This is a genomic window from Mumia sp. zg.B21 (assembly GCF_019550855.1).
In the GTDB taxonomy this organism is placed as follows: domain Bacteria; phylum Actinomycetota; class Actinomycetes; order Propionibacteriales; family Nocardioidaceae; genus Mumia.
On the sequence record NZ_JAHWCJ010000001.1, the window covers coordinates 923,461 to 940,165 of the forward strand.

The window sequence follows — 16,705 nt, forward strand, 5'->3', positions numbered from 1 at the left end:
CCGTTCATCGCCGTACCGCTGACCAGAGAGGACTCACGTGAGCGCAGGGTTCTACGTCTCGCCCGAGCAGCTGATGAAGGACCGTGCGGACTTCGCGCGGAAGGGGATCGCGCGCGGCCGCAGCGTCGTGGTGGTCCAGTACGCCGACGGCGTGCTCTTCGTCGCCGAGAACCAGTCCAACGCCTTGCACAAGATCAGCGAGGTCTACGACCGCATCGGCTTCGCGGCCGTCGGGCGCTACAACGAGTTCGAGAACCTCCGCATCGCCGGCGTCCGTCTCGCGGACCTGCGCGGCTACTCGTACGACCGCAGCGATGTCACCGGGCGTGGGCTCGCCAACGCCTACGCACAGACGCTCGGCACGATCTTCTCCTCCGGGGGAGAGAAGCCGTACGAGGTGGAGCTGTTCGTCGCCGAGGTGGGCGCTGCACCGGCACAGGACCAGATCTATCGACTCACCTATGACGGGTCGGTCGCCGACATCCAGGGCCATGCGGTGATGGGCGGACAGGCCGAGGCTGCCGAGGGCTACCTCAAGGACCACTACACGGAGGGACTCGCGCTCGAGGCTGCGATCATCCTCGCCGCCAAGGCTCTGGGCCACGACGACACCACGCCGCGCGTGCTCACCGCCGACCAGCTCGAGGTCGCGGTGCTCGACCGCACCCGCACCCGGCCGCGCAAGTTCAAGCGCCTGACGGACGCTCAGGTCGACGCGGCGCTCGCCTCCGCCTGAGCTGTCGTGGGGGGGGGCGGGGGGGGCCCCGCCCCCGACAGCAGCGGGGGGAGCGGCGGCGGCCGTACGCCCGCATCGTGAGCGGCGCGAAGATCAGGACGATCACGGCAGCCGCGGCGAAGGTCCACATCACCTCGTCGCCGACCGCGTCGCCCGACATCAGTCCGCGCACGGCGTAGACGGCGTGCGAGATCGGATTGACCTCGACGAACGCCTGCAGCCAGTTGGGCATCGTCGACGGATCGACGAACACGGGACTCAGGAACGCCAGCGGGAACAGCACCATCATGCTGATCCCCATCACCGACTGCGGGCTGCGGGCCAGGAGCCCGACCCACGTCCAGATCCAGCTGAACGCGAAGCAGAACACCATCAGCACCGCGATGCCGGCGACGACGCCGATCGCTCCACCCCCGGGGCGGTAGCCCAGGATCAGCCCGAGCGCGACGACGAACAACGACGCGAGCGTGTAGCGGACGGCGTCGCCGAGGAGTGCTCCGACCAGGGCTGAGGGGCGCCAGATCGGCAGCGTCCGGATCCGGTCGAAGACGCCCTTCTCGATGTCGGTGTTGATCGCGACGCCGGTGTACATCGTGATCATCACGACCGTCTGGACCAGGATGCCCGGCAGCAGGAACTGGAGATAGGTGCTGGTCGAGCCCGCGATCGCCCCGCCGAACAGATAGGTGAACATCAGGACGGAGATGATCGGGAACAGCGTCACGTCGAACAGCTGCTCCGGCACGTGCTTGATGCGCAGGATCGCCCGCCAGCCGAACGCCAGCGACGTCGTCACCGCGCCGGCCCGCGGAGGGCGGGGCCCGGAGGCGAGGACGGCGTCGAGCTTGGCGGGCACGATCTGGGAGTCGGTGGTGCCCGTCGTCGTGGTCGTCATGCCATCGCTCCTTCGGTGTCTGCGTCCGAGGGCGCCGTCTCCTCGGCCGGATGGCCGGTGAGGGCGAGGAACACCTCGTCGAGGGTCGGCTGCCCGTAGCTGAAGCCGGCAAGCTCGACGCCGTCGGCGGCGAGGGTGGCGAGCGCGGCGGGGACCTTGGTGCGGTCGTCCACCCGGCCCGTGACGTCGGCGGCGTCGGCTCCTGGGACGACCTCGTCGCCGAGGGCGCGCGTGAGCACGTCGATCGCTCGCGGCCGGTCGGCGGGATCGTGGAGGTGGACGTGGAGCGCGCCGGAGCCGACCTCGGACTTGAGCTGGCTGCTGGTGCCCTCGGCGATGACCTTGCCGGTGTCGATCACGGCGATACGCCCGGCGAGCTGGTCGGCCTCGTCGAGGTATTGCGTGGTCAGCAGCACGGTCGTACCGCGTGCCGTCAGCGACCGGACGATGTCCCACACCTGGATCCGGCTGCGGGGGTCGAGCCCGGTCGTCGGCTCGTCGAGGAAGAGGATCTGCGGGGTGACCACGATGCTCGCGGCGATGTCGAGCCGGCGTCGCATGCCGCCGGAGTAGCGCTTGACCTGGCGGTTGGCGGCGTCGGTCAGCCCGAAGGCCTCCAGGAGGTCGTCGCACCGGCTCCGTGCCTGCGCCCGGGAGAACCCGAGGATGCGGCCGAGGAGCTGAAGGTTCTCGCGGCCGGTGAGGTCCTCGTCGACCGACGAGTACTGGCCGGTCAGGCTCACCACGCTGCGTACGGCGTCGGCTTCTGAGACCACGTCGTGGCCCAGCACGCGTGCCGACCCGCCGTCAGGACGCAGGAGAGTCGCGAGGATCTGGATCGTCGTGGTCTTGCCGGCTCCGTTGGGTCCCAGGAAGCCGTAGACGCCGCCCTCGGGCACACGGAGGTTGATGCCGTCCACCGCCGGTTTGTCCCCGTACGTCTTCACGAGCTCATGCGTCTCGATCGCGATTCCGCTGGCCATGTCTCCCACCTCGTGTCGTTGCGCACGCCAACGTGTTCCTCTTAGGAACACCACTCCAGCGTCCCATACGCCGCCGACGGAACTCGACCGGAATTTGCCCGGCGAGGCCGCCGCGAAGCACAGAGTGCGCCGACCGTTTCCGGCATAGGGTGGAGGCGTGGAGCGACGGATCTTCGGCATCGAGAACGAGTACGGCGTCACGTGCACGTTCCGCGGACAACGACGCCTGTCGCCCGACGAGGTGGCCCGCTATCTCTTCCGCCGGGTCGTCTCCTGGGGCCGCAGCAGCAATGTGTTCCTGCGCAACGGAGCGCGCCTCTACCTCGACGTCGGCAGCCACCCGGAGTACGCGACGCCGGAGTGCGACGACATCGTCGAGCTCGTCACCCACGACAAGGCGGGGGAGCGGGTGCTCGAGGGCCTCCTCCTCGACGCCCAGACGCGGTTGCGCGAGGACGGGATCCTCGGCGACATCTATCTCTTCAAGAACAACACCGACTCGGCCGGCAACTCCTACGGGTGTCACGAGAACTACCTCGTCTCGCGCGACGGCGAGTTCAGCCGGATCGCGGACATCCTGATCCCGTTCCTCGTCTCGCGACAGATCATCTGCGGGGCCGGCAAGGTCCAGCAGACGCCACGAGGGGCGATGTTCTCGGTGTCGCAGCGCGCGGAGCACATCTGGGAGGGCGTGTCGTCGGCGACCACGCGGTCGCGACCGATCATCAACACCCGCGACGAGCCGCACGCCGACGCCGAGCGCTATCGCCGGCTCCACGTGATCGTCGGCGACTCCAACATGAGCGAGACCACCATGCTGCTCAAGGTGGCGACGACCCACCTCGTGCTGCGCATGATCGAGGCGGGCATCCCGATGCGCGACCTGACGCTCGACAACCCCATCCGCGCGATCCGCGAGATCTCCCACGACATGACGGGTCGGCGCAAGGTCTCGCTGGCCAACGGGCGCGAGCTGTCGGCGTTGGAGATCCAGGCGGAATACCTCGGCAAGGCTCGCGCGTTCGTCGACCGGCACGACCCGGACGACCCGGTGGCCGCGCGGGCGCTCGAGCTCTGGGAGCGGACCCTCAAGGCGGTGGAGTCCGAGGACCTCTCGCTCGTCGAGCGCGAGATCGACTGGGTCATCAAGTACCGCCTGCTCGACCGCTACCGCGAGAAGAACGACCTGACCTGGAGCCACCCGCGCATCGCTCAGATGGACCTGGCCTACCACGACATCCTGCGCGACCGGGGTCTCTACTACCTGCTCGAACGCCAGGGCGCGGTCGCCCGGGTCACCGACGACCTGTCGATCTTCGAGGCGAAGTCCAAGCCGCCGCAGTCGACGCGCGCCCGGCTGCGCGGGGAGTTCATCAAGCGCGCGCAGGAACGCCGGCGTGACTTCACGGTGGACTGGGTGCACCTCAAGCTCAACGACCAGGCCCAGCGGACCGTGCTCTGCAAGGATCCGTTCCGATCCCACGACGAGCGCGTCCAGAAGCTCATCGACGGGATGTGACCAGCGTTCTCAGGCTCCCTCATCTAATTTTGAGGTTCGTCGGCTACCGTTGTCGACGTTGTCCCGCTCCCCAGTGAAAGGTCGCCGCCGCGTGCGCCGCCTAGCAGCCGTTCTCATCGCTCCCGTACTCGTCCTCACAGCCGCCTGTGGCGGGGGAGGTGACGACGACGCGGACGCCGGTTCTCTCGACGCGGTCAAGGTCACCGGCAAGGTCGGTGAGGCCCCGAAGATCGAGAACGCCAAGGGCGTGAAGGTCGACAAGGTCACCACCCGGGTCATCACCGAGGGAGACGGGGCGAAGGTCGCCGACGGCGACGAGGTCGTCATGAAGTACGTGCTCGTGCAGGCCAAGGACGGCAAGGAGGCCAGCAACACGTTCAAGGGCGACGCCACAGGGGCGACCCCGATGAGCAAGGAGCAGGACAAGATCATCTCTCCCGCCGTGATCGGCAAGCCGTTCGGCACGCGCGTCCTGGTCGGTGTGACCGGCGAAGACCTCGGCGCCGAGAAGGGCACCGAGCAGGGGGACGAGACGCTCCTGGTCGTCGCCGACGTCCTCTCCAAGTGGGAGGCGCCCAAGCCCAACGGGTCCATCGCCGACGTGAAGGTCACGGGCGCCTGGGGCAAGCAGCCCACCGTGACCCTCGCGAAGAAGCCGCTCGTCGTGGCCAAGACCGAGTCCAAGGTCGTCATCCCGGCCAAGAGCAAGAAGGCCGCGACCGTCAAGGAGAACGACACCGTCACCGTCCGCTACCTCGGCGTCAACGGGCGCGACGGCAAGACCTTCGACAGCTCGTACAAGCGCGGCGACACGGTCGACTTCCAGCTGGCACCGGGGCAGATGATCCCGGGCTTCATCACCGGCCTCGTCGGCCAGAAGTACGGCAGCCGCGTGCTGGTCACCATGCCGTACACCGACGGCTACGGCTCTACGGGCAACCCTCAGGGCGGGATCAGCGGTGGTGACTCGCTCATCTTCGTGGTCGACCTCGTCAAGAAGGGCAAGCCGGCGCCTGCGACCCCGGCCCCGGCCCCGGCGCCGTAACCTCGCCGCGGCGCTCCACCGCGTCGGGTCGGACGATGTAGTTTGTTGGCTGACCTGCTGGTCCGACCCGACGAGGAGCACCTGGTGGCACCACGCACGACCGAGCGGCTGATGAATCTCCTCATCGCCCTCCTGGTGACACCGACCTATCTCCCGAAGTCCCGCATCCGCGAGGTCATCGAGCCCTACCGGGGGCAGTCCGACACCGCGTTCGACCGCATGTTCGAGCGCGACAAGGATTCCCTGCGGACGATCGGGATCACGATCGAGGTCGGCGAGACCGAGTCGTACCACGGGGTCGAGCCCGGCTACCGGATCCGGCGTGAGGAGTTCGAGCTCCCGCCGATCGACCTCGAGCCGTCGGAGGCCGCGGTGCTCGGCGTCGCGGCCCGGGTCTGGCAGAGTGCACGCCTCGGCGAGGCGACGGCGGTGGCGCTGCGCAAGCTCCTTGCCGCCGGTGTGCCCGTCGATCCTGAGGCTCTCTCGGGCGTCGAGCCCCGGCTCGCGGCGAGCGAGCCGGCCTTCGAGCCGATCTGGGAGGCGGTCGTCAGCCGTACGCCCGTGACGTTCCTCTACGAGCGGGCCGACGGTGCGCAGGCTCAGCGGGTCGTCGAGCCGTGGCGGCTCGTCTCCTGGCACGGCCGCTGGTACCTCGTCGGCTACGACCGCGAGCGCGCCGACCAGCGTCTCTTCCGGCTCAGCCGGGTGGTGGGCGACGTCCGAGCCGCGGGCTCTCCCCGTGAGTTCGACGTCCCCGACGACGCCGACGTCCGGGAGATCGCCGCATCCCTGTTCCCCGCGCCACCGACCGCCGACGCGGTGGTCCGGGTCCGCAAGGGTCGCGGTCTCGGCCTGCGCCGCCGGGCCACCGCCCAGGAGCCCACCGAGGACGGATGGGACCAGATCGAGCTGCCGTACGGCTCGGTGGGTGAGCTGGCGACCGAGATCGCCTCGTACGGCGCCGACGCGGTGGCCGTCTCGCCGCCTGAGCTGCGCGCCGAGGTGCGGACCCGACTCGCCCGCGTCCTGGAGGTGGCACACCTGTGAGCCCGTCGGCGAAGCAGATCGAGCGCATGCTCGCGCTCGTCCCGTACCTGCGCACCAACGACGGCGTGCCGGTGGCGGAGGTGGCCGAGGTCTTCGGAGTACCTCGGGCGCAGATCGTCAAGGACCTCAACGTCTTGTGGTTCTGCGGCCTCCCCGAGGCGGTGACCGGCGAGATGATCGACATCGACATGGACGCCCTCGAGGTCGACGGCGTCGTCTATCTCGACAACGCCGACTTCCTCGGGCGTCCGCTGCGGCTCAACGGCTACGAGGCCGCGTCGCTCATCACCGCTCTGCGCGCCCTGCGCGAGACCGCCGGTGGCCAGGACCAGCCCGCGATCGAGTCCGCACTGGCCAAGCTGCTCGCTGCCACCGGCGACTCCGAGCACGGCGTGGACGCCGCGGAGGTCCTGGTCGACGACGCGCAGTCCGCCGCCCACGAGCGCGTTGCCGACGCGCTGGCGCGAGGCCGCCGGATCCACCTCGTCTATCGCGTGGAGTCGCGCGACGAGCTCACCGAGCGCGACGTCGACCCGCTGCGTCTGATCACCGCCGAGGGCAGGCTCTATCTGGAGGGGTGGTGCCACCGCGCCGACGGCGTCCGGCTGTTCCGACTCGACCGGGTCGAAGGCATCGAGGTCCTCGACACCGCTGTCGCCGAGCACGAGGGCGTCGAACCCCGGGACTACACGACCCACCTGTTCGAGCCTCACGAAGGGGACGCGGAGGCGATCGTCGCGCTCCACCCCAACGCGCTGTGGGTCCGCGACTACGTCGACCACGCCGAGATCGGGACGGACGACCACGGGTGGCTGCTGATCAAGGTGGTCACCGGCGACGAGGCGTGGCTCAAGCGGTTCGTCCTGCGGTCGGCGGGCAACGTGCGGGTCGTCGAGCCGCGACGCCTCGCGGAGCAGGTCATCGCGGAGACCACCGCCTCCCTGGCGGAGTACGACCGGTCGACCGACCATTCCTGAGCGCTTCGTTTCGCGGGCCCCAGATGCGTGTGAGGGGAGACGAGTCCTTCCTCGGCGGCGTACGATGCCAGTGAAGGCGCAACGGAGCGCCCTGCGCACCGACGCACGGAATCGTGAGGTCCTTATGTTCAAGCAGATCGGCCCGATGGAGATCGTCCTCATCCTGGCCGTCCTGGTCCTGCTGTTCGGCGCCAAGAAGCTCCCGGAGCTTGCTCGGGGATCCGGGCGCGCGCTGCGGATCTTCAAGTCCGAGACCAAGGGCCTGATGGACGACGACGACGACAAGCCCGTCGTCGAGAAGCCCGTGGTGGAGAAGCCTGTCGTGGAGAGGACTGCCGCGCTGCCGTCCGACGTGGTGCAGCCGACTCGCCCGGCGACCGCGTACGACAAGCGTCCCGAGACGCCCTGATCTGACCCGTGGCGCTCATCTCGAGGGGCAAGCGGTCCGAACCGGCCGCTGCCCCCGACGGCACGATGCCTTTGGCAGAGCACCTGCGTGAGCTGCGTGACCGTCTCCTCAGGGCCGTGCTGGCGATCGTCGCAGGCACGGTCGTCGCGGCGTTCTTCTACGACCAGCTGCTCGACTTCCTGACCGTCCCGTACTTCGAGGCCGTCGAGACGCTGGAGGAGAACGGCCGCGACATCAACGAGGCCCTGACGTTCTCGGGGATCGCGGACCCGTTCACCTTCGCGCTCAAGATCTCGCTCGTCGCAGGGCTCGTCGTCTCCAGCCCGGTCTGGCTCTACCAGATCTGGGCGTTCATCGTGCCCGCGCTGCACCGCAACGAGCGGCGCTGGACGATCCTCTTCTGTGCGATCGCCGGTCCGCTGTTCATCATCGGGTTCGTCACCGGATACCTGGTGCTGCCCAAGGGCATCGAGCTCCTCATGGGCTTCACGCCCGACTTCGCCTCCAACTTCAATGCGCTCCCGGACTACCTCAGCTTCGTGCTGCGCATCCTGCTGGTGTTCTCGGTGGCGTTCGAGATCCCGCTGTTCGTCGTCCTCCTCAACGGCATGGGAGCGGTGTCCGGCCGTCAGCTGGCCGGGGCCCGCTCCTGGATCATCGTGGCGACGTTCGTCTTCGCCGCGATCGCGACACCGTCGACAGACCCGCTGACGATGGTGGTCCTTGCGCTGCCGATGACGGTGCTCTTCCTGATCGCGGAGGGGATCGCGCACCTCACCGACCGCCGGAGGGCCAAGCGTGCCGTCGCGGAGGGTCTCGCCGTCTCCGACGACGAGATGTCCGACATCACCGTCGAGCACCGCCTCGAGGACGAGCGCCCGAGCGACCTCGACGCTCCCGACGATCCAAGGAGCGCCCCGTAGGCTGGAGGTATGACCTCACCGGCGGAGCGATATGCCCAGTTCCGGGCTGCGCAGGCCAAACCTCTCCTTGCTGAGTTCGCCAGTCTGTACGCGTTCGATCTGGATCCGTTCCAGGTCGAGGCCTGCGAAGCATTGGAGAACGGCCACGGAGTCCTCGTCGCGGCTCCGACCGGGTCCGGCAAGACCATCGTGGGTGAGTTCGCGGTCCATCTCGCGCTGGCCACGGGCCGCAAGTGCTTCTACACGACGCCCATCAAGGCGCTGTCGAACCAGAAGTTCCACGACCTGGTCGAGCGCTACGGTGCCGACCGGGTAGGGCTGCTGACCGGCGACAACACGATCAACGGCGAGGCGCTGATCGTCATCATGACGACCGAGGTGCTGCGCAACATGCTCTACGCCGGCTCCCGGACGCTGGAGGGTCTCGGCTACGTGGTCATGGACGAGGTGCACTACCTCGCCGACCGCTTCCGCGGTGCGGTCTGGGAGGAGGTCATCATCCACCTCCCGGAGTCCGTGCAGGTGGCGTCGTTGTCGGCGACGGTCTCCAACGCCGAGGAGTTCGGTGACTGGCTCAGCGAGGTGCGCGGCGACACCGTGACCGTGGTCTCCGAGCGTCGTCCGGTCCCGCTCTATCAGCACGTCCTCGTCGGGCGGCGCCTGTACGACCTGTTCGAGGGTGACCCCGCCGAGGGTGCGCAGGTCAACACCGAGCTCGAACGGATCGCCCGCGACGAGTGGCGGATGCGTCAGGTCGGACGCGCCGGCGGCGGGCCGGGGAAGCGCGGCAAGCGCGGCCAGTCGTACGGGGCCCACCGGCACCGCTCCCGCAACTACACGCCCAACCGGGTCGATGTCCTCGACCGGCTCGACTCCGCCGGACTGCTGCCGGCGATCACGTTCATCTTCAGCCGAGCCGGCTGCCAGGCCGCCGTCGAACAGTGCCTGTCGACGAACCTGCGGCTCACCTCACCGGCGGAGGAGCGCGAGATCCGCGCCTACGTCGAGTCCGCGACGGACAACCTCCCGCCGGCCGACCTGGAGGTCCTGGGCTACGCCGACTTCGTCGAAGGGCTCGCCCGCGGCATCGCCGCCCACCACGCGGGCATGCTGCCGACCTTCAAGGAGGTCGTCGAGCACCTCTTCAGCCAGGGCCTCGTCAAGGCCGTTTTCGCCACCGAGACGCTGGCGCTGGGCATCAACATGCCCGCCCGTTCGGTCGTCATCGAGCGCATGACGAAGTGGAACGGCGAGACGCACGCCGAGATCACGCCGGGGGAGTACACGCAGCTCACGGGTCGCGCCGGACGTCGAGGCATCGACGTCGAGGGACACGGGGTCGTGCTCTGGCAGCCGGGTCTGGATCCCAAGCACGTCGCGGGCCTCGCGTCGACGCGCACCTATCCGCTCCGGTCGTCCTTCCACCCGTCGTACAACATGGCCGTCAACCTGGTCCACCAGGTCGGTCGTGCGACCGCGCGGCAGATGCTCGAGCAGTCGTTCGCGCAGTTCCAGGCCGACCGACAGGTGGTCGGGCTCGCGCGCCAGGTCCACAAGGCGGAGGAGGCACTCGCGGGGTACGCCGAGGCGGCGACCTGCTCCAGGGGTGACTTCATGGAGTATGCCGCGCTGCGCCGCCGCATCAAGGACCTGGAGCAGAACGCGTCCCGCAAGCGACGCTCCGCGCACGCCGACGATGTCGCCGCCTCGCTGGCACGGCTCCGCCCCGGCGACGTGATCGCGGTGCCCGCCGGGCGGTGGGCAGGCTGGGCCGTGATCCTCGACCCCGGCACCCAGGACCGCAGCGCTCCCCGTCCGTTCGTGCTCACCGACGACCGGCACGCGCGCCGGCTCGGGCTGGTCGACTTCCCGTCGCCCATCACCCCCGTCCGTAGGATGCAGGTCCCGCGGACCTTCAACGCCCGCAACCCGCAGCAGCGACGCGATCTCGCGTCGACGTTGCGGCAGAAGACGCGCGACCTCGATCTGCCGAGTGCTCGCCGGAGCAAGGGCGCCCCGGTGCACGATCCCGAGATCGACGAGCTCCGCGACACGCTCAAGCATCACCCGTGCCACCGGTGCCCCGACCGCGAGGACCATGCCCGCTGGGCCGAGCGGTGGTTCCGCCTGGAGCGCGACACCGCCAACCAGCGCCGGCGGATCGAGCAGCGGACGAACACCGTCGCTCGGCAGTTCGACCGGGTGTGCGAGGTCCTGGACGAGCTCGGCTACCTCGACGGCGACACCGTGACCCCGGACGGCCGGCGCCTGCAGCGTCTCTACTCCGAGCTCGACCTGCTCGCAGGGGAGTGCTTGCGGCGCGGCACGTGGGACGACCTGGATCCTGCCGAGCTCGCCGCGGTGCTCAGCGGGCTCACGTACGAGTCACGCAACCCCGAGGGTGACGGCCCGCCACGGTTCCCGCGCGGGACCGCGGCGATCGTCGCCGACGAGATGGCGCGCACCTGGGCCGAGCTGGAGCAGGTGGAGCGCACGCACCGGCTGTCGTTCCTGCGGCGTCCCGACTTCGGCTTCGCCTGGACGGCCTGGCAGTGGGCGTCGGGCTACGACCTCGACGTCGTCCTGGAGTCCAACGACGTGGCCGCCGGCGACTTCGTCCGCGCGATCAAGCAGCTCCTCGACGTCATCGAGCAGGTTGCCGCGGCGGCCACCGACGACGCGCTGCGCAAGAAGGCGCGGGCAGCCGCAGACCTGCTGCGCCGCGGCGTGATCGCCTACTCCTCCGTCTCCGAGTAGCCCCGCGGGTCACTCTCGGGGGCTCGCGGGTCACTCCTGGACCGCTCGCGGGTCACTCTCGGGCGCTCGCGGGTCACTCCTGGACCGCTCGCGGGTCACTCTCGGGGGCTCGCGGGTCACTCCTCGCCGAGCAGCTCGTCGATCCGCTGGACCTTCTCGGAGAGCTGTCCCGTACGTCCCGGACGGATGTCGGCCTTGAGCACCAGCGACACCCGTGGCGAGACGTCGGCCACGGCCTCGACGGCACGCCTGACGACGTCCATCACCTCGTCCCACTCGCCCTCGATGTTGGTGAACATGGCGTTGGTCTCGTGAGGCAGGCCGCTCGCGCGGACGACGGCGACGGCCCGTGCAACGGCTTCCCCTACGCCGCCGGCGTCGTCGGCGGTCGCCGGGCTGATGCTGAACGCTGCGATCATCGCCTCAGCGTACGAGAAGGCCCGCCACCTGGCGCTGTCTGTCGTACGTCGTGAGGCGATCCGTCGCCGCCGCCCGCTACGGTGCGGGTATGTCCCAGCAGAAGCTGCTCCTGCTCGACTCGGCCTCCCTCTACTTCCGGGCGTTCTTCGGGATGCCCGACACCCTCAGGTCGCCCGACGGCACGCCCGTCAACGCCGTACGAGGGATGCTCGACTTCGTCGCAACGCTGGTCGACTCGCTCGAGCCGGATGCGATGGCCGCGTGCTGGGACAACGACTGGCGGCCGGCGTGGCGCGTCGAGCTCATCCCGTCCTACAAGGGACACCGGGTCGAGGAGGCCCAGGCGTCGGCCCCCGACGTGGAGGAGACGCCCGACCTCCTCGACGTCCAGGTGCCGGTGATCGCCCGAGCCCTCCAGATCCTCGGCATCCCCGTCGTCGGTGCCGACGGCTACGAGGCCGACGATGTCATCGGCACCCTCGCGACCACCTGGGACGGCCCCGTCGACGTGGTGACGGGTGACCGCGACCTGTTCCAGCTCGTCGACGACGCCCGTGGCGTGCGCGTCCTCTACCCGGCCAAGGGGATGAGCAAGCTGGAGTCGGTCGACGCAGCGTGGATCCGCCACCGGTACGGCATCGAGCCGGCCCAGTACGCCGACTTCGCGGTGCTGCGCGGCGACCCGTCCGACGGCCTGCCCGGTGTGGCCGGGATCGGCGAGAAGACGGCCGCGACCCTCCTCGCCGCCCATGGTGACCTGGCGGGCATCGTGGAGGCTGCCGCGGACCGGCACGTCCAGATGGCCCCGCGGGCTCGCAAGAACCTCCTGGCGGCCGCGGACTATCTCGCGGTCGCGCCTCGAGTCGTCGAGGTGGTCCGTGACCTGCCGCTCGATGTCGACCTGACGCTCCGGCCCGTGACGACCGAGCAGATCCGCGAGATGGCGGAGCTGGCGGAGGCCTGGGGTCTCGGCCGTCCGGCCGAGCGGGCCGTGGCTGCCCTGACGGCGCCCTGAGGGCCCGCGGGGCGCCGACGGTAGTCTCGAGGGCATGACCACCGACATCTCTCGCCGGCTCGACGCTGCCCGGGCGGCAGCGAAGGACTCCGGAATCGACGCTCTTCTGGTCACGCCCGGTGCCGACCTGCGCTACCTCACGGGGTTCGCCGCGATGCCGCTCGAGCGTCTGACCTGCCTGGTGCTGCCGACCGAGGGCGACCCGGTCCTGGTCCTTCCGCGTCTCGAGGTGGCGATGGCGGTCGAGGCCGGTGTCGAGGAGCACGGGATCGCCCTGGTCGGCTGGGAGGAGACCGACGACCCGTACGCCGCCGCCCACGCAGCAGCGAAGCGTGCCCGACGTGTCGCCGTGGACGACCACATGTGGGCCGAGCGTGTCTTTGCGTTCGGCCTCGCCTTCGGTGACGCCGACCAGGTCCTCGCCGGCGGCGTGCTGCGGCCGCTCCGGACGCGCAAGACGCCCGACGAGATCGAGGCCCTCCGCGAAGCCGGCGCCGCGATCGACCGCGTCCACACGCGCATGGGGGAGTGGCTTCGACCCGGCCGGACGGAGCGGGAGGTGGGCCGGGACATCGCCGAGGCCATCCTGGCCGAGGGCCACGAGAGCGTCGAGTTCGTGATCGTCGGTTCCGGACCCAACGGGGCCTCGCCGCACGCCGAGGTCTCTGACCGCGTCATCGAGCGCGGCGACCCCGTCGTCGTCGACATCGGCGGAGTGATGCCGTCCGGCTACTGCTCCGACTCGACCCGCACCTACGTCGCCGGGGGCTCGGCACCGGCGGACTTCCTCGCCTACTACGAGGTTCTCCGCCGAGCTCAGGACGCGCAGTGCGCGTACGCCCGCCCCGGCGTCTCGGCGCAGTCGGTGGATGCGGTCGGCCGCGACGTGATCGCGGAGTCCGGCTACGGCGAGGCCTTCCTCCACCGCACCGGCCACGGGATCGGGCTCGAGACCCACGAGGAGCCCTACATCGTCTCCGGCAACAAGCTCGCACTCGAGCCGGGGATGGCGTTCTCGATCGAGCCCGGGATCTATCTCGAGGGTCGTCACGGTGCCCGTATCGAGGACATCGTCGTGACCACCGACGACGGCCTCGAGCGTCTCAACCTCACCACCCGCGACCTCGTCGTGCTCGACTGACGTGAGAGACGACGTCTCTGACACCGGTCAGATCGTCGCCTCCCGGGCCGCGGTCGATATCCTGTCGCACGTGGAGGATACCGACGCGCAAATCGTCCGGCTACTGTCTGCTGACGGCCGGATGTCTTTCACCGACCTCGGACGGGCCACCGGCCTGTCCACCAGTGCTGTCCACCAACGTGTCAAGCGGCTCGAGGCGCGAGGAGTGGTGCGTGGCTACCAGGCCCAGCTCGACCCGGCGGCGGTCGGCCTGGGCCTCAGCGCCTTCATCTCCATCCGTCCCATCGACCCGAGCCAGCCTGACGACTCCCCAGAGCGGCTGCGGCACCTCGACGCCATCGAGGCCTGCTACTCGGTCGCGGGGGAGGAGAGCTATGTGCTCAAGGTCAGGGTGCCGAGCACCGTTGCCCTGGAAGGGCTGCTCGCCGAGATCCGGGCGGCGGCGAACGTCTCGACCAGGAGCACCATCGTCTTGTCCACCTACTACGAGAACCGCCCGATCGGAGGCTGACCCTAGTATGGCCGACCTGGCCACCTTCACCGTACGACGTGTCACCGACCCAGAGCCTGAGCTGCTGGACTCGCTGCACGCTTTGATCACCGAGCTGGTGGAGGAGGGTGCCGCGCTCGGATGGCTGGAGCCACCGAGCCGGTCCGACGTCGGCGACCTTCTCGGCGACCTGGTGCAGGAGAGCGACCTCGACGACGCCTGCCTCGCTGTCGCCGAGGACGCCGAGGGCGGTGTCGTCGGGTTTGCGTACTGGTCACGCCGGATGGGCGAGACCGAGCAGCCGCACGCGGACATCGGCCGCGTCGCTGTCTCGTCACGTGCGCGGGGGGCCGGCCTCGGCCGACGCCTGGTCGGCGAGCTCATCGACTACGCCCGCAAGTCGGGCATCGAGATCCTCACCCTGGACGTACGCGGCAACAACCACGCGGCGATGGCGCTGTACGAGCGCCTCGGATTCCAGGAGTACGGCAGGATCCCCGACTTCGTCGCCATCGGCGACCAGCGGTGGGACAACGTCTACTTCTGGCTGGACCTTCGCACCGACGAGCACGACCTCACGCTCCACGGCGACACACCGACCGGGCCCGGGGCCTCCGAGGTGCGTTGATGGGTGGCGGCCGGACTCTGTACCGCGGGGTCAGTCTCCTGGACCGCCGCCGTCCTGCCGCGCTGGCTGTCGAGGGCGAGACGATCGCCTGGATCGGTGACGACCACGACGCCGCGTCGTGGGTCGACGGTGCGACCGAGGTCCGAGCGCTCGACGGGACGTTGCTGACGCCCGGATTCGTCGACGCCCACGTCCATCTGGCGATGACCGGTCACGCGCTGCGAGGTCTGGACCTCGCAGGAGCGCGCTCGCGGGTCGAGGCGCTCGAACGCCTGGGCGTCCACACGTCCCGCTCTGGCGACGTCGTCGTGCACGGTCGGGGGTGGGACGACACGTCCTGGCCCGACGGCACGCTCACCGGTCCCGACCTCGACCGCGCCGCCGGTGGGCGTCCCGTCTACCTGGGACGCGTCGACGGGCACTCGGGCGTCGTCTCGGCCTCTCTGGTCAGCAGGGTCCACGGCCTGCGAGAGGCTGACGGCTGGAGCGCCGGCGGACGGGTCGAGCGAGACGCCCACCACCTCGTACGCCAGCATCTGGCGACGCTGTCCGATCCCTCCCACCGTGCGGCGACGATCGGTACGGCTCTGCGTGCGGCGGCCGCAGCCGGCATCGTCTCGGTCCACGAGAACGCCGCCCCGCACATCTCGCCGCTGGAGGACGTGGACGTGGTGCGCGCGCTGGCCGCGTCCGAGGTCCTGCCGCACGTGGTGACCTACTGGGGTGCGCGCGACGCCTATGCGGACGCGCGAGCGTACGGCGTGGCGGGCCTGGCGGGAGACCTCAACATCGACGGCTCCCTGGGCTCGCACACCGCTGCGCTGCACGAGCCGTACGACGACCGTCCGTCGACCATCGGGCACCAGTACCTCGAGGCGGACGAGGTTGCCGAGCACGTCGTCGGCTGCACGCGCGCCGGCCTCCAGGCGGGCTTCCACGTCATCGGCGATCGAGCGTCGGCCACCCTGGTCGAGGGTCTGCGTCGCGCACGGGACGTCCTCGGGACGGATACGTTGCGCGCCGCGCGCCACCGTGTCGAGCACCTCGAGATGCCGTCGGGGGCCGACCTCGAGCTGCTCGCCCAGCTCGGTGTCACCGCCAGCGTCCAGCCGGCGTTCGACGCCGCGTGGGGCGGGTCGGACGGGATGTATGCCGCTCGTCTCGGGAAGGACCGTTCGCACGGGATGAACCCGCTGGCGGCGATGGCCGCGATCGGCGTCCCGCTCGCCTTCGGCTCCGACGCCCCCGTGACTCCGCTCGCGCCGTGGCACGCCATCGCGGCGGCGACGAGGCCGCAGGCGGGCGGGCAAGCGCTGTCGCTCGCACAGGCGGTGCATGCGCACACCGTCGGCGGATGGCGGGCCGCCCGCATCGACGGCACCGGCCGGCTCGAGCCGGGGGCGGCGGCACATCTCGCGTTCTGGGAGGTCCCGGCGGGAGCGCAGGCGGCCGAGGCGGCCGTCGCCGGCGAGGCGAGGTGCGTCCGCACGGTGGTGTCGGGACGCACCGCGTACGAGATGGCCTCGAGCGTCGCCTGAGTGTTGACACGAGCGGTCAGGGAGGGCACTGTCGTATCTGATCGCCTCTCGGATGCTGGCGGTATCACGGGGAGAGGCTTCACGCCAGAGGCACCTGGCGCCCACTAGACAACAGCTTCTGCTGGTCCGAAGGGCGCCGGGCCTCTGGCGGATCACTTCTCGCACGGTCACCTCCCTCTCGC

Annotated in this window: 16 protein-coding genes; 13 read left to right on the forward strand and 3 right to left on the reverse strand. The window is 69.9% G+C overall.

All coding sequences use genetic code 11. The annotated features are described in order from the left end of the window. The first annotated feature begins 37 nt into the window (after positions 1-37). Positions 38-736, forward strand: a complete 699-nt coding sequence (gene prcA / locus KV100_RS04515) for a proteasome subunit alpha (RefSeq protein ID WP_220341692.1) — start codon at positions 38-40, stop codon at positions 734-736. Here prcA and KV100_RS04520 read toward each other — a convergent pair. Continuing rightward, on the reverse strand, positions 687-1,631 hold the full coding sequence (locus tag KV100_RS04520) for an ABC transporter permease (protein WP_220341693.1): 945 nt from the start codon (positions 1,629-1,631) through the stop codon (positions 687-689). The genes prcA and KV100_RS04520 overlap by 50 nt on opposite strands. After that, positions 1,628-2,614, reverse strand: coding sequence for an ATP-binding cassette domain-containing protein (locus KV100_RS04525; RefSeq protein ID WP_220341694.1), 987 nt, complete (start codon positions 2,612-2,614; stop codon positions 1,628-1,630). The genes KV100_RS04520 and KV100_RS04525 overlap by 4 nt, the downstream gene beginning before the upstream one ends. Before the next feature lie 157 nt (positions 2,615-2,771). On the opposite strand from KV100_RS04525, the gene pafA reads away from it, so the two are divergent. From pafA to KV100_RS04560, 7 genes are all read left to right on the forward strand, one after another. Further along, on the forward strand, positions 2,772-4,133 hold the full coding sequence (gene pafA, locus KV100_RS04530) for a Pup--protein ligase (protein ID WP_220341695.1): 1,362 nt from the start codon (positions 2,772-2,774) through the stop codon (positions 4,131-4,133). 91 nt (positions 4,134-4,224) lie between these two features. Next, positions 4,225-5,178 (forward strand): FKBP-type peptidyl-prolyl cis-trans isomerase, encoded by a 954-nt coding sequence (locus KV100_RS04535; protein WP_220341696.1) that lies wholly within the window; start codon positions 4,225-4,227, stop codon positions 5,176-5,178. 84 nt (positions 5,179-5,262) lie between these two features. Then, positions 5,263-6,225, forward strand: coding sequence for a YafY family protein (locus tag KV100_RS04540; RefSeq protein WP_220341697.1), 963 nt, complete (start codon positions 5,263-5,265; stop codon positions 6,223-6,225). Beyond that, a complete protein-coding gene (locus KV100_RS04545; protein ID WP_220341698.1) occupies positions 6,222-7,202 on the forward strand; it encodes a YafY family protein in 981 nt (326 codons plus the stop codon). The genes KV100_RS04540 and KV100_RS04545 overlap by 4 nt, the downstream gene beginning before the upstream one ends. Before the next feature lie 124 nt (positions 7,203-7,326). Then, a complete protein-coding gene (tatA, locus tag KV100_RS04550) occupies positions 7,327-7,611 on the forward strand; it encodes a Sec-independent protein translocase subunit TatA (protein WP_220341699.1) in 285 nt (94 codons plus the stop codon). A gap of 65 nt (positions 7,612-7,676) precedes the next feature. Then, a complete protein-coding gene (gene tatC / locus KV100_RS04555) occupies positions 7,677-8,534 on the forward strand; it encodes a twin-arginine translocase subunit TatC (RefSeq protein WP_220342502.1) in 858 nt (285 codons plus the stop codon). Between the two features lie 9 nt (positions 8,535-8,543). Further along, positions 8,544-11,291 (forward strand): RNA helicase, encoded by a 2,748-nt coding sequence (locus KV100_RS04560; RefSeq protein ID WP_220341700.1) that lies wholly within the window; start codon positions 8,544-8,546, stop codon positions 11,289-11,291. Positions 11,292-11,407: 116 nt separating this feature from the next. On the opposite strand, the gene KV100_RS04565 is transcribed toward KV100_RS04560, so the two are convergent. Next, complete coding sequence (locus KV100_RS04565) at positions 11,408-11,710, reverse strand: thiamine-binding protein (protein ID WP_220341701.1); 303 nt, start codon at positions 11,708-11,710, stop codon at positions 11,408-11,410. Positions 11,711-11,799: 89 nt separating this feature from the next. Between KV100_RS04565 and KV100_RS04570 the strand changes: the two genes are divergently transcribed. From KV100_RS04570 to KV100_RS04590, 5 genes are all read left to right on the forward strand, one after another. Further along, positions 11,800-12,726, forward strand: coding sequence for a 5'-3' exonuclease (locus KV100_RS04570; protein WP_220341702.1), 927 nt, complete (start codon positions 11,800-11,802; stop codon positions 12,724-12,726). A 34-nt stretch (positions 12,727-12,760) separates the two neighbouring features. Beyond that, a complete protein-coding gene (locus KV100_RS04575; protein ID WP_220341703.1) occupies positions 12,761-13,867 on the forward strand; it encodes a Xaa-Pro peptidase family protein in 1,107 nt (368 codons plus the stop codon). Positions 13,868-13,937: 70 nt separating this feature from the next. Continuing rightward, entirely contained in the window at positions 13,938-14,378 is a 441-nt protein-coding gene (locus KV100_RS04580) for an Lrp/AsnC family transcriptional regulator (protein ID WP_220341704.1), read from the forward strand. 7 nt (positions 14,379-14,385) lie between these two features. Then, on the forward strand, positions 14,386-14,985 hold the full coding sequence (locus KV100_RS04585) for a GNAT family N-acetyltransferase (protein ID WP_220341705.1): 600 nt from the start codon (positions 14,386-14,388) through the stop codon (positions 14,983-14,985). Then, positions 14,985-16,523: an amidohydrolase gene (locus KV100_RS04590; RefSeq protein ID WP_220341706.1), complete on the forward strand. Its 1,539-nt coding sequence runs from the start codon at positions 14,985-14,987 to the stop codon at positions 16,521-16,523. The genes KV100_RS04585 and KV100_RS04590 overlap by 1 nt, the downstream gene beginning before the upstream one ends. Positions 16,524-16,705: the final 182 nt, after the last annotated feature.